This window comes from Neorhizobium sp. 05N33 (genome assembly GCF_056397445.1).
The window spans coordinates 535,565-549,264 of sequence record NZ_JBFTNK010000001.1 but is presented as its reverse complement, the minus strand read 5'-3'; the positions used below and the strand labels follow the sequence as shown (position 1 = coordinate 549,264).

At 59.3% G+C, this 13,700-nt stretch carries 11 protein-coding genes; 6 read left to right on the top strand and 5 right to left on the bottom strand.

Annotated elements, in window-relative coordinates; translation table 11 throughout:
• The first annotated feature begins 2 nt into the window (after positions 1-2).
• From AC1DLT_RS02605 to AC1DLT_RS02590, 4 genes are all read left to right on the top strand, one after another.
• Positions 3-971, top strand: a complete 969-nt coding sequence (locus AC1DLT_RS02605) for an ABC transporter ATP-binding protein (protein ID WP_247035760.1) — start codon at positions 3-5, stop codon at positions 969-971.
• A gap of 287 nt (positions 972-1,258) precedes the next feature.
• A complete protein-coding gene (locus AC1DLT_RS02600; protein ID WP_477485786.1) occupies positions 1,259-1,480 on the top strand; it encodes an exopolysaccharide production repressor protein in 222 nt (73 codons plus the stop codon).
• A gap of 48 nt (positions 1,481-1,528) precedes the next feature.
• Positions 1,529-1,690 (top strand): hypothetical protein, encoded by a 162-nt coding sequence (locus tag AC1DLT_RS02595; protein ID WP_157885335.1) that lies wholly within the window; start codon positions 1,529-1,531, stop codon positions 1,688-1,690.
• Positions 1,691-1,856: 166 nt separating this feature from the next.
• Positions 1,857-2,588 (top strand): hypothetical protein, encoded by a 732-nt coding sequence (locus AC1DLT_RS02590; RefSeq protein WP_477485785.1) that lies wholly within the window; start codon positions 1,857-1,859, stop codon positions 2,586-2,588.
• Positions 2,589-2,609: 21 nt separating this feature from the next.
• On the opposite strand, the gene AC1DLT_RS02585 is transcribed toward AC1DLT_RS02590, so the two are convergent.
• Together AC1DLT_RS02585 and AC1DLT_RS02580 are read right to left on the bottom strand one after the other, a co-directional pair.
• Positions 2,610-3,686 carry a glycosyltransferase family 4 protein gene (locus AC1DLT_RS02585; RefSeq protein ID WP_477485784.1) on the bottom strand — a complete coding sequence of 359 codons (1,077 nt, stop codon included), beginning with the start codon at positions 3,684-3,686 and terminating at the stop codon, positions 2,610-2,612.
• 7 nt (positions 3,687-3,693) lie between these two features.
• Positions 3,694-5,112: an NAD(P)-binding protein gene (locus AC1DLT_RS02580; RefSeq protein WP_477481511.1), complete on the bottom strand. Its 1,419-nt coding sequence runs from the start codon at positions 5,110-5,112 to the stop codon at positions 3,694-3,696.
• Positions 5,113-5,479: 367 nt separating this feature from the next.
• Between AC1DLT_RS02580 and AC1DLT_RS02575 the strand changes: the two genes are divergently transcribed.
• Together AC1DLT_RS02575 and AC1DLT_RS02570 are read left to right on the top strand one after the other, a co-directional pair.
• On the top strand, positions 5,480-7,378 hold the full coding sequence (locus tag AC1DLT_RS02575) for a hydrolase (RefSeq protein ID WP_477485783.1): 1,899 nt from the start codon (positions 5,480-5,482) through the stop codon (positions 7,376-7,378).
• Positions 7,379-7,464: 86 nt separating this feature from the next.
• Positions 7,465-8,901: a lipopolysaccharide biosynthesis protein gene (locus AC1DLT_RS02570; protein ID WP_477485782.1), complete on the top strand. Its 1,437-nt coding sequence runs from the start codon at positions 7,465-7,467 to the stop codon at positions 8,899-8,901.
• A gap of 5 nt (positions 8,902-8,906) precedes the next feature.
• Here AC1DLT_RS02570 and AC1DLT_RS02565 read toward each other — a convergent pair whose 3' ends face one another.
• From AC1DLT_RS02565 to AC1DLT_RS02555, 3 genes are read right to left on the bottom strand one after another with little or no spacing between them, the layout of a single operon-like run.
• Complete coding sequence (locus tag AC1DLT_RS02565) at positions 8,907-9,995, bottom strand: glycosyltransferase family 2 protein (RefSeq protein ID WP_477485781.1); 1,089 nt, start codon at positions 9,993-9,995, stop codon at positions 8,907-8,909.
• Positions 9,992-11,665 (bottom strand): Wzz/FepE/Etk N-terminal domain-containing protein, encoded by a 1,674-nt coding sequence (locus tag AC1DLT_RS02560; RefSeq protein WP_477485780.1) that lies wholly within the window; start codon positions 11,663-11,665, stop codon positions 9,992-9,994. Before AC1DLT_RS02560 ends, AC1DLT_RS02565 begins: the two co-directional genes overlap by 4 nt.
• Positions 11,662-13,692, bottom strand: coding sequence for a glycosyltransferase (locus AC1DLT_RS02555; protein WP_477485779.1), 2,031 nt, complete (start codon positions 13,690-13,692; stop codon positions 11,662-11,664). The genes AC1DLT_RS02560 and AC1DLT_RS02555 overlap by 4 nt, the downstream gene beginning before the upstream one ends.
• Positions 13,693-13,700: the final 8 nt, after the last annotated feature.

The following is a 13,700-nucleotide window of genomic DNA, read 5'->3' as shown; positions in this document are numbered from 1 at the left end:
CGATGTCACAGGAATTTCTGCTCGAAGTGAGCCGGCTGGGCAAGGATTTTGCCCCGGTGGCATTTGCCCGCGGGCCGGTCGTCCGCGCCGTCCAGGATGTCTCCTTCAACATCAAACGTGGCGAAGTCGTCGGACTGGTTGGCGAATCCGGCAGTGGCAAGACCACCATCGGTCGCATGGTCGCGCAACTGATCGAACCCACCTCCGGCAGTATCCGTTTTGAAGGCTCGGAAACGACGAGCCTGACGCGCCGCGAGCTCCGCGGCCTGCATGCGCGGGTCCAGTATATTTTCCAGGATCCCTTCGCCAGCCTCTCGCCGCGGATGACGATCGGCGAAATCCTCACGGAAGGGCTGGATATCCAGCGGATCGGCAGCAGATCGGAGCGGGCCGCAAAAGCTGCCCAGGCCCTCGCCTCGGTAGATCTGCCGCCAGATGCGATTTCCCGCTACCCGCATGAGTTCTCCGGCGGCCAGCGCCAGCGCATCGGCATTGCCCGGGCGCTGACGCTTGCGCCCGAGCTGATCGTCGCCGATGAACCGGTGTCGGCGCTCGACGTGTCGATCCAGGCGCAGATCGTCAACCTGCTGCGCGACCTGCAGACGCGGCTCGGCCTGACCATGCTGTTCATCGCCCACGATCTCGCGGTGGTCGAATATGTCGCCGATACGGTGATCGTGCTCTATCTCGGGCGGATCATGGAGATGGCGCCGAGCCGCGAGCTTTATGCCAGCCCGCAGCATCCGTATACGCGCGCCCTGCTTTCGGCTGTTCCGTCGCCCGACCCTTCACGGCATGCGAACCGGCAGATACTCAAAGGGGATATCCCAAGCCCCGCCAATCCCCCAAGCGGCTGCGTCTTCCGGACCCGTTGCCCGGTTGCGATTGAAGCCTGTGCGAGCGTCGTGCCGCCACTCAGAGAAGGGGGGAAAGGACACTTCAAGGCCTGCATCCGTGATGATCTCCATTGATCCGGCAAGGCAGGCAAATCATTGGTCATGAAAACGGGCCCCTGTCGGCGTCTGGCTTGTCCGACGCGGTCCAGACTTCGACGTGGATTTACGTCATTGGGCGTAGCGCATCATCACAAAGAGTTTCTTCCTTCCCGGTGCGATTTGCTGTTCGCTTCCAATTCCGAAGCGGAGCCGCATTCTTGTCTTGTCTCATCGAAGGGCGGACGCGGTGAAGCCTTGAACCATCAATGGCCTGAATGGGGTGTTGATGCACATTAGGAAGGCCAGCGAAGCGAGTGGCGCGCATGAGCTTGCTCTTGAGAAAATCGGTGAAATTGATGGCGCCAGCAGCGTTGGCGCAGATGACCATTGCTTCGATTGTCTTTGGTATAATTACATATGATTACCAAGGAAATTTCCTGAATTCATTGGTTTATACTTCGTTGTGCTTTATTTTGATGCAAGTTGGCTATTTCGCAGGTATCTTCTACATGGTGTGGTCCGAGTTTAAGCGGAAATCACCGTAGGTCGATTCTTTGGGAATGACGGATTTTATCCTGATCGAAGGGTGAGTTATGACGAGCGACATCTGGATATCCATCAGGCTGCGGCTTGAAAGAGAGTGGCGGTTGCTTGATCCGGAGCGGATGACCTCTCCGCTGCTGTTGGAAGGAAACCAGGACGATCACATGCCGGCTTTGCCCAGACGGCGTCTGCGCATCGGAAGGGTCGATTGAGTCTCGACCGTCGGCCCGCCCCGTTGTCGCCGGATGGCGTCAATAGCGGGGAGCAGGGCAATTTCAGCCAAGTCAGCTCGTTTTCCGAGTGATCCTGTTGATCGCCTGACCCTGGTGTCTCCTGATGTGTTCCAGGACAGAATCGCGTGCTGCTACGGAGCCTGCCATGTCTTATCTCAGCAATGCCAAACAGTGGCTGTCTGCGCTATCGGATGGGGATGTTCGTGGCATCGCTCATGAAATCAACAAAGACGGAATTTTTTGCGCTCCCAACTTCCTGGCAGCCGAAGATCTCAGCCAGATGCAAAATTTTGTCTCCACCACGATCACACGCGAGGGCCGCCAGACGATTTCGCTGAAAAGCGATGAGCTCGCGGGATCAGGCCTCGACGACCTCGGCAATTCCCCGGAATTCAAGGCTCTCTTTTCCCGCCTCTATTCCATCGGTCTAGGCCGGCCTGCGCCCGACGTTAAATTCTATCAGATTCTTCGCTGTCTCACGGGTAAAAGCGTGGCGGAACATTCCTTGATATTTCACTACGATTCCTACGCGATCACGGCACTGCTACCAATCGAAATCCCGAAATTCGGCAAGCGCGGCGACTTCTTGATTATCCCCAATACCCGCGGAATCCGATCGAATTACCTCTTCAATCTCGCCGACAAAGCGATCCTCGACAATGCGCTCACGCAGCGGATCCTGCGCAGTCGCGCATCCGGCGGAAAGGGCGTGAAGCATGTGTCGTTGGTTCCCGGCAATCTCTATCTGTTCTGGGGCTATCGCAGCATCCACACGAATGAGCCTGTCGACGAAGGCGCTGTGCGGGCGACGGCGCTGTTCCATTATGCCGATCCACACGCCGACAGTTACCTGAAGCGGCAGCTCGGCCGAGGTTAATCCGATACTTCCCGTCGCCGACTAGGCCGGGACGACCTCGGCTCCAGGCGACAGGGCGGACTTGTAGACGCTGAGCGTCTCGCGGGCGACGCGTTCGATCGTCAGATTGTTGATATGCAATTGGCTCCTCGCCTTCCACATATCCAGCCGCTCGGGATCCGCCAGCAGGTCGCAGAGAGCGGCTGCCAAGGCTTGCGGATCGCGCGGTGGGACAAGGATCCCGGCCTCGCCGAAACCGAGCAGCTGCGGGATGCCATCCACGTCCGTGCCGATCACCGCACAGGCCGCTTCACGCGCTTCCGACAGGACGAGCGGCGCAGGATCGGCATGGGAGGGAAGGACGAAGATGTCGGCGCCTAACATGTAGGGAAAGGGTTCGTCGATGGCGCCGACAAATGTGATGGCGCTTGCGCAGCCCGTTTCGCTGGCCAATTGCCGGTAGGCGGCTTCGAAGGGCCCGCCGCCGGCGATATAAAGGTGGCTGTCGGGATATTGCTTGTGCGTCAGGCGAAAGGCTTCCAGGAGGTCGGGCAACCCTTTTCTGGGATGCAGCCCTCCGACGAAAAGTATGCTTGGACTGCGAAGGGACGCAGGCGTCCTGTCGCGCCCTTCGAACCGCGCCGATCCGATTGTGCCGTTGAGAACGACGCGCAGTTTCGATGCCGATATGCCGCGTTCCTGCATCGATTTCCCGACGGCTTCGCTAACGGCAATCACGCATGTGCCAAGCCCCATCAGCACGGCGCTTTTTTCAAATGCATTGTGAACAGTGGTAATGAGCGGCGTTGACGATAAACGACAGGCGGGGACCGAGAGAACAGCGCTCGTCATCATATGCGCATGCACGATATCCGGCTTCCAGTCACGGATGAGGCGTCGCAGCGCCCAAAGCGACTTGAGCACGGTGAGAGGCTTTCTCTGCTGATCGACGAAAACCGTTTCCACCCTGTTGCGTGCAAGCAATCCGCCGAAATCGCCTCCACCGCTTGCCATGCAGACAGTGTGGCCGAGCTTTACCTGAGCGCAGGCAAGGTCGACAGCCGCATGCACATTGCCGTTCAATCGCCGGGTGTGGTTCAGAACATGCATGATCCGCATAGTGGGCTCACGGGGTTGTGGGAGAGGATATCAGAAGCGGCGAGGGTGCCGGCTCCGTCTGGGGAGAAGTCTCGACCGCTCCCGGCGGCTGAGAGACCTTCCGTTCGAATCCGAGAGCGGCTTCCGCATCGAGGGTGGAGACACGGGCTGTCGGCTGGTAGTTGAACCCGCCGTGGCGTCCGTAGGACTGGATTCCAAACGCACGCAGTGCAGCGATGGCTTCATCCGCCTGGCGCGCGGCGTCCCGGCTGTAGACGGGATAGGCATTGGTCAGGACTTGGGCGCCTTCGAGTTTCAGATCCCCTCGAAACAGCCCGTTCGCCGCAACGTGCGCCCGAAAATCCAATTCGGCCATTTCAACCGGGCTGTCCGGTCGGTCGGCAACGACTTCGACGGCGAAATATTCCCGCCCATGGGCCTGGCCGTAGAAGTCGGAATAGACCGTCAAGCGCTTCCATGCACCATCATGCGAGAAATTGTAGATGATCGGCTGCTGAAAGCCACGCTCTCCGCTGAAGCTGAAATAGAGGCTGATGAGGGTGGTGGTATTGAGAACGTGGCGCCGCTCGATGGCACACAGGGCCTGCACCCGTTCGATCGGGATCGTCGAGAACAGCCGGCCTGCGGTAATCACCCGGTCCTCCAGCCTCAATTGAAAGCCGTTCTCCAATCGGTCGATTGCGACTGGTTTGACGCCCAGGGCGAATTGCACCCCTCGGTTCTCCAGGTTTTGTTGAGCGAGCCGGTAAAGGGGCGCAAATCCGGATTTGGGGCGGGCGAGCTGCTTGTTGGTCGGACCCTGGCGTCGGCGACGAAAAAGGCGATGGGCGAGGTTGCCCAGCGAGGCATGTTCGCTGATCCACAGCATCCTTTTCTTCGCCAGATCGATATCGATCTGATCAAGCGCGATCCCGTAAAACCTCCGCATATAGGATTCCAGACCGGACCGCCGGAGAAGCTCGGCGCCGATCCAGTAGCGTGAAAAGTCTCTTGCGTTGCGCATTTCGCGCTGGAACAGCCGCGCATAGAACACCGACCCGAAGATGCGCATCATCCCCTTGACGCCGGCCCGCAAAATGTCGTCGCGCAGCGAAATCGGATAATCCGTGACCATCTTCTGGGGATTCAACCGTCCCCAGCGAGGCTCGATCGGCACATAGAGAGGGAGGAGTTCGGGAAAATGCGTCAGCAGAGGGGAATCGTCCTGGAAAATCAGGCTTCCGATGTCGAATGTATATCCATTCGTCGACCAGTCCATGTGGTTCCCGCCGATGTGGCCGTATTCATCGACGACCAAGATTTGCTGACATCCTTGGTTGGCCAGCACGGCGGCTGAAACGAGACCGCTAACCCCCGCTCCCAAAACAATGGCATCATACTCCAGATCGGCCGCCTTTTGAGGGGTGGGGAACTTCGCCTCCTGCATGCAGGTCTCCATCGTTTGATCTAGTACTTCCGAGTTATTACAGAACGGGAAATCCAATATATATTGCGCGTGCCTCGTTATTGTTCAAATAAATACCGGAGTGGTGATATTTTTGGCAGATATACTAATTGGTATATAGTAATTTAACTTGAAGGCATTTGTCTATGTCTGTTACACTCTGCCATCGGTACGAATGCGTTCTTCTTCGGATGCGTTCGGGGGAAATTTTCTATCAGGGATTTGGATTGGCGCTGGCCCGTCAAGGCGCGCTGGTTCCGGTAATTTGCGAGGGGTATGCTGGATGCCGCGACGGAGCCTCGACGATCTCAATCGGCCCCTTCATTCCATAGAGCTGATTGCGACAGACGTGTTCGATACCCTTTTGTTGCGCAACGGCCTGTCCCGGCGGTCGCGCATCATTGCGGGTGAAAAGATGTTTGCCCGTTTTCTGCAGGGCCAGGGTTCGCCCATGTGCCCCGACGAACTGATCCGGGCCAGGCTGCTTGCCGAAAAGATGGCATATCGTGCCTTGAACATGGGAGGCGGTCGGGGCGAGGTGTGCCTTTGCGATGTCATCAGCCGCCAAGTCGCCATTCTCGGGCTGTCGCGTTCCGTGATAGAGAAGCGGATCGCTATCGAGATTGAAGTCGAAAAGCGGGCGCTTTTTGCGAATGGTGATTTTGCCATGCTGTTGCGGCGCCATCGTCAAGCCGGTGTGAGGGTCGTGGCAATCACCGATACGGGGCTATCCGGTGAAAAAGTCGGCGAGCTCATCGACCATTTTCACGGCCCGGGCCTCCTGGACGAGATCTATTCAAGCGCGGATCTGAAGGCTAGCAAGCGGCAGGGCGACCTGTTTTCTCTGGTTCTAAAGGCTGAACGCGTGGATGCTTCGCGCGCCCTGCACATCGGTGACGACCTCCTCGCCGATTGCCTCGTCCCAAAGAGCATGGGGATACAGACCATCCATATGCCGAAGAACCGCCTCAAGCGGCTCGTTTCACGGGGCAACGGAGCCCTGGCGGAAGGGCTGCGGCAAGTCAAAACTGGATCGGGCTCCCGCGGGGCCATACCGCCAATCGGCGATCAGGTTCACTTCGGCGAACATGTATTCGGTCCGATCGTCGCAGAATTTTGTCTCTTTTTATGGCTATATGGGCAGCAGGCGAGTTCGGACCGCGATGCGACAATGCTCTTTTGCGCGCGCGGGGGACTTGGCATACGGGAAGCTTTCGAACGCCTCCAGTCCGTGCTCGACCTGCCTCTTTCGTTGAAGCGCGAGAACATCCTGATTTCGCGCCTGATTGCGGCCCGCTCGGCGGTGGCGGCCAGGAGCCCGGCTGTCCTCGATGAACTGGCGCGCGAATTCGAATGCGCAAGTTTCGCCGCCGTTGCCCATGCGCTCGGCAACGGTTCTTATAATCTACCTGACCAGTGGCAGCAGGTTTTTGATGCGAGCCGCTTTTTCGGCATGCTCGATACGACAGCCGGCAGCGCCGTCGCGCAAGACATCGACAGCCAGAATGACTGCTTCAAGATTCATATCGCGCAAATCGCAGGTGATGCCAAACGTATTATCCTCTGCGATACCGGGCTCTACGGCAGCACCCAGAGGCTTCTGTCCGCCGGGCTGCCGGAGCATCGTTTCGAAACGGTGCAGTTTGCGCGATGCAATTACAAGGGGCTTAGCGAAGACCATTTCCCCAATGTGGCTGGTCTCGTGGTGGAGGATCGCTTCTACAATCCCTTCAAGACGAGGACAGTGGTCCTGCGGTACTGGCACATCATCGAGAGCCTTTTTGAGCCGGCCATACCTTCCGTCAAAACGCTCCGCATGGGACATGACGGCACGGTGATCGGCAATTCGGGAGAGATTCGCTTCGGCAGGCTCGATCCGGCCGTTGGCAATCCGCTTCTCACCGGCGCGCTACGCTATATCGATGGTCTCTCCAGCGGCGCTCAGGTTTTGGGCGATGCGGATCGGGCCTGGTTGAGACTTAAGCAAGCGATCATAAACCCGTCCAAGGCGGATGTGATCGCCTTGGGTGTCGCCCCCCGATCGGTTGATTTCGGGCGAGGTGAGTTCATAGCGACTGTCGCGCCGACGACACGGGCCGGAATGGCACGCAAGTTGATGGCCGTGAAATCCCAGCTGTGGCGCGAAGGAGCGATTGCGCAGGAATTTCCGCGGTTGAAGCCGGCCTTGCTCCGCGCCGTTGGAATGGCGCATGTCCTTCGAGGCTTCTCGGCCAAACTGAACCGTTGAAGAGCATTCGAGGACAATACCAACGACGGAAAAGAAGCAGGCCGCCTCGTTCATGGAGCGGCGGTGAGACAGGGGCGTGGTGAAGAATGCTTGCGTTCGCAGCTCTCAAAGGTGCCAGTTGGCTCGTCTTTTCCCGCTTCGTCGGGCGGTTTATCGACTTTTTCAACGTACTCATTCTCGCCCGCCTGTTGTCCCCGACGGATTTTGGACTGGCGGCACTCGCAATGGCGCTGGTCGTCGTCATCGATACGGTTCTGGAGGTTCCGGTCACCCAGGCACTGGTGCGACTGCCGGTGCTCGATAAGAGCCACCTTGATACCGGCTTCACACTCGGCGTGTTGAGAAGTTCGGCGATCGCCGCGATCTTCCTGGTTGCGACCTGGCCGTATTCGCTGATGAATGGAAATCCCTTGCTCGTTCCGGTGATCGCCGCCATGGCGCTCGGCCCTATCGCGAAGGGATTCATGAGCCCGGCCATGGTGCATTTTGCCCGCGCGCTCGAATTCCGCCCGACATTCGCGATCGAAACGATCAGCAAGCTCTGCGCTTTTGCGGCCGCTGTCATCACCGTGGTTGCCGGAGGCGGCTATTGGGCGATCGTCGTCAATTTCGTGACCACCGCATTTGTCGCCACCATGGCCTCTTATGCCGTGGCCCCTTACAGACCTGCCTTCTCGCTGAAGCGGCTCCCGGATTTTGCCGGCTTTATCGGCTGGTTTAGTTCGGCGCAATTGGTGTCCGCCTTGAATTGGCAGTTTGATCGTTTCCTGATCGGCTCTGCCGGAAACAGCGCCATGCTCGGCCGCTACGCCGTTGCAAGTGACATCGCCGTCATCCCGACCCAGAGCATAATCGGTCCGGCGCTGCAGCCGGTCATGGCAGCTTTTTCGCAGATCAGTTCGAATGCAGACCGAATGAGGACGGCCTTCCTCAAGGCAAGCCGTTTCGCGATGCTGATTTCGCTTCCCGTTTGCGTCGGCCTCTCCCTGACGGCAGATCTCGTGACCGCTATCCTGCTCGGAGCGCAATGGAGCGACGCGGCTCCCTATCTCAGCCTGCTCGCCCTTTCAGTCATTCCGATACCGTATTTCCAGACGCTCTATTCGGCGAGCCTCGCTCTCGATCGACCCTCCGTCATTTTCAGGCTCAATACGATAGACCTGTGCTTCCGGGTCGTTCTGATCTCCATTGGCTTCTATCTGTTTGCCGCCCATGGAGCGAGCATTGCCCGAATTCTGGTCGCTTCCGTCATGGCTGTTTTCTACATTGCCGAGGCACGGCGGCTGTTCGGGCTGGGGCCATGGCAGCAGATCCGGAACCTTTGGAAAGTTCTGGCTTCCGCTACCGTCATGGCAATTGTCGTCATCTGGTTGCGAACGGGAATGCCGGCGTCCGGTCTGCCCGTTGTGATACAGCTTGTCGTGGTAGCGGGCGCGGGCGCAGCCACTTATATCGCGACACTGTTCGGGCTGGGCATGCGGATTGCCCTTGCATCCGGAAGACCTGACCTGGTCGATCGCTAATCCGCTCAGGTCAGCGCCCGAATGAGCCCGCGCGTCGAGCGGGTCCCGGCGCCCAGACGATAGGCAAGCGCCTTTCGGGCGCGATCTCTGGGAAGCAGACTGACGGCCGTGAAGAACAGTGTCATGGAAACCTTCATCCGCAGCGGGTTTTTGTCCCGCCACAGTCGCCCAACAAGTCCAGACAGGCTGGCAAAGGAAACCTGTTCATCCTCCGCCACCGCAAGATAAAAGCGCCGCTCGCGATAGAAATAGGCGTGCTCGGTGGATACGAGACCGGACCGATAGCCATAGCCTGGCAGGATCCGGCGCAGATGCTCCGTCCTGGCGACGAATCGCTGAAGATCCCGATGCAAAGCCTGCGTATTCAATTCGTCACCGAAGCCGGAATCGTTGCGGTCATGGACTCGGTAAAGACCGAGCGGCTGCGGCAGGCTCACCACGTCGCCGATGAATGGAGCCGCGAACAGGATAATGCCATCGACTGCCCTGTCATAGTCGGCGTCCTTCAGGAGCTCGCACACGTCGCGTCTAAAGACGTTGCCCGAGGTCGGGGGCGTCGCGTAGACACCGGTGCGTAAAACGCGCCCGGCCAGTTCACGCCCTCTGAACGCCTGGAGTTCGGGTATCGGGCCGCTGATGACATTGCCGTCGCCATCGATCCGCTTCAACGGAAACTGAAGTTTCGCAACGCCGTCGTCCAGGTTGGCGATGATCACTTCCAATGCTTCGGGAAGGAGCTCATCATCGGCATCGAGGAATAGGACGAAGGGTGCCTGTGTCTGCTCAAGGCCAAAAAGACAGGCCTTGCGTTGACCGCCATTTGCAAGCCGAAACGCACGCACTCCCAATCCGCGGATCACCTCCCACGAACCATCGGTGGAACCATCATCGATCACGAGAATCTGGAACTGCCTACACTTTTGCGAAAGGACGCTTTCAACCGCGCGCCGGATGAATTGCGAATAGTTGAAGCAGGTGATGATGATCGCGAGCTTGCAGATACTGCCTTCCGGATCATCCGCGGATCGCTCAGCTCCGAAGGAGTCCTGCACCTGCGGAGGTGTTTCTCGGGAAGTCACGGGGTCTGCGGTCATGACCTGACCCTGTTGACTACGGTGCCGATCACCGGCGCACCAGCGCGCCGCAACTGGTTGTGAACGTCCTTCACCTCGTCAATTGTCGTGCGTCCGCTTTTTGCAACGATCAAGACGGCATCGGCATGAAATGCCAGTGCCAGCGCATCCAGGGAGTTATCAAGGGCCGGAAGATCGAAGATGACATCTCCCTTCAATCGAGCAGTTTCCAGAATCCGCAACACGCTGGAATGACGGAAATCTGCAAAAATGTTGATATGCGGTTCTATCGAGTGGATCGGCAGAGTGGCAATGCCATCGAGATTGCCGAACGACAGCTGATCCGCCTTCAGACCTGAGATTGCGACGTCGGCCAGGGAAGTTGAAGAACTGGATGTCTCTTCGACCATGGACGGTAGCCCCGAATAGAAGAACGTCACATGGTGGCCGCTTCGGCTCAGAAGCTGCGCCATGCTGAGAGACAGGGTCGAAACGCCGGTCGCAGCGGTGGCCCCGATAAACGCGATCACGATGTTTCTTTCCCGCCGTTGTGATGCGCAAGCGACATCGACGGAGGTTTTCAAGTCACGAATGACGCTGGCGTATCGTTGAAGCGCCGGGCTATCGAAACGCCACCCGATGCCTGCCGTTTTTCCGGTGTCCGGAACCATCGCCAAGCATGGAATGCCAGATTCCTGCGAGAGTTCCTTCGCATCGCGTACCCGGCGATCAAAGGCCACGTTGATGGCTATGGTCGACATACCGATCAGGAACCCCAACAGCCCACCCAATGCGGCGATCAGTGTCTTGCGCGGGCCGGAGGGATCGAGTGGCGGAAGTGCGGCGCCGATGATCCGGGCATCGGCATCCGGTGTGGCCACCGCCGGCAACGTGCCGTTCCTCATTGCCTCCCGGGCAGCATTGACCTGGATAGCCAGCGCGTCCAGTCGTCCTTGCAGCGTGTCCGTGCCAGCTCGGGCCATTTGTTCTTTTGAGGCAATCGATTGCAGGATGTATCCCGACACCATGGCGTTTGCGACGCGGGCAGGGAGGTTCTGATTGTATGACCAGAATTCGATTTCGACGACGTAAGATTGCCCCACCCGCCGCGCGCTCAGCCGTTTGACGAAATTCGCAAAAGCAATGCGGCGTGCGTTTTCGCGGGGATCTGCGGTCGGATCCAGTGAATCCTCGGCCCGCCTCGACGTCTTCCCAAGCGTCGTCAACCCATTGTCCACGAGCGTCGACATCGTGTCCTGCACCTGAACCGCCAGGCCGCTGAATTCCTTGGGCGGCCGGGGGCCGAGTTCGGCGTCGCCTTGAAGGACAAGGCTTTCGAACACGGCGGATAGAAGCCGCTCCGAACGAATGATCTGCAATTCGCTCTCGGCGCTGTTCAGGTCCAGGTTCTGCTGCCCGCTGATGTCGCGGCCGGCGGAAGCAAATTGCCGCGGCTCCAGCAGAAGCGTTGCCGTGGCATTGTACACCCGGGGAAGAGAGTTCGCATAAAGAAAGGCGAGCAGGAACCCCGCCGCCGTACACGCGATAAGCCGCATCTTGTTGCGCCACGCAAGCGCGATCATCAGGCGCAACAGCGCGAGTGGGCCCTCGCCGGCATTGCCCATCGGTTCGCGATCCATGCGCCACAGACGGGAAGCGTCCTCCAGAGGGCCGGGCCTGTTGAAAGTCATTTGGCCTTTCCTCCGGTCCGCAGCGCAAGAGCGTCGAAAACTGGCAATCGAGCAGCACGCTCAGGCTCCAGGCGCCCCCGCAAAACATCGGCAAGGCCCATGAGATTGCCTTTGACCCTCCCGCGTCGATCAATAAACGGTTCCGCCCATAACAGCCGGCCGAAATTGCTGGTGATGTTGCGCAGAACCTGGTCGGCAACCTGCGCAAGCGTCATGGTGCCCTTGCGCATCATGTAAAGCGGGTTGACGATCTGAGAATATCCCAGCCGTTCACCGCTAACGCGGCCGCTCTTGACGCCCATATGTACGCCGCAGGCCTCGTCCGATTTGACGAAGCGTCCACCCTGCCTGGCAAGTGCGGCCGCGAAGTCACGATCCTCCAGCCAGCCGTACAGGACCAGCCGTTCGTCGAACCTTGCGTCGCCGATGGCCGACATGCGGAAGGCCATGTTGCAGCCATAGGGACTGTAGGGCTCATGCCACCTCGAACCAGGGGATGGCGCGCGATCCAGAAGGCGAAGGGCCTCATCGAAGGGGATGCCGGGGCCTTTGATTCCGTCGGCGATCACGTGCCCCGTCAGCCCGACGAGGCGGCTTTCATCGCGAAACGCACAAAGGGCGGACGCCAGCCAATTCCTATGGGCGACGAAATCGTCGTCAAAAAAGACGACCACGTCCGTTCCGGCGGGCAGGTTGGCGAGCGCTCGGTTGCGTTGGGCCGCAAGGCCGGCCTTTCCGGTGACGATCGTCACTTTGGGATCGGAGACCAGGTCGCCGACGTCGGACGTATCGACGCAGGACACCACCATCGTATCCGGTCGAACCGTCTGGGTTGCGAGAAGATGGCGCACCGTCGCGCTGACGATGGCCGGGCGGCCGCGCGTGGCGATGACAACCGCCAGGCTGAGTTCCGTCGAATTGGAGGATTTACGGGGAACGAGGCCTTTCGCAGGGTCCTGGAGCAGTTCTCGATAACCCGCTGCGGTGTTCGTCCAGGAGAAGTTGCGAACCTGCTCCAAGCCCCGGCCGCGCAACTCGCCTTTGAGCAGATCCGAGCCCTTCAGGGCCGCTATATGCCTGATCCACGCCTCCGGCTGGAAGGGAGAGGCCATCAGCGCCGCCGGACCGCATACTTCGGGCATGCTTGCGCAGTCGGACGCTACGACGGGGCAACCCAAGGCCATGGCTTCGACGATGGGCAGCCCAAAACCCTCGGTGATGGAGGGGAACGCCAGACAAAGTGCATGTTTCAGAAAATAGGCAAGATCGTCGTCCGACACCCGCCCCACGAGGAGGAGGTTCGGCCGTTTTTCGAGAACGTCGGAGGCAAAAATGCCGGCACTTCCGCCGGCGACGACAATGTCGATATCCAGGTCGTCCAGAGCCTCCGCAGCTTTCATCAGCAAGCCAAGGTTCTTGTGCGGGGCACGGGAGGCGAGCGCCAGAACGAATTGGCGGCCTCTTGCGCTTATGGCACTGACGATTTGCGGGGCGACCTTCGCCAGCCCGGCGTCCCACTCGAGAGCGTGTTCATGGCCATTGGGAAGGACGGCAATGTCCTGCTGCCGGACAGGCAGGTAGCGGGCAAGTTGCCGCGCTGATGTGTGGGAGACCGTGGCGATGCGAGCGGACCGTCGAACCAGAAGCGGATGCAGCCGCGAGTAGGCCATACGGAAGGCGCGGCTATAACTTTCGGGGGCGGCAAAAATGTTGGCGTCATGGATGCAGACGATCTGATCCTTCTTAACAACGGGTGCCGAATTGCAAAGATTGAGCAGCGGCCCCTGGCAAGTCCGGGCAAGCACGGTCTGCTCCCACGCGTGCCCGCCGAAATCACCGGAGGTGATCAGCGGAAGTCGGGCAAAACCCGGGTCCGGCGTGCCGACGGGCGCGATTATCGGCAGGCGCTCGTCATGACCGAAGGTGCGGTCGAGAGCCTTGACGACATTCATCGCATAACGTTGAACGCCGGTCGCACTTTGCGTCAGGAACCGCCCGTTGATGGCGCAGTGCTCGATTGAGCTCACGACTGCCC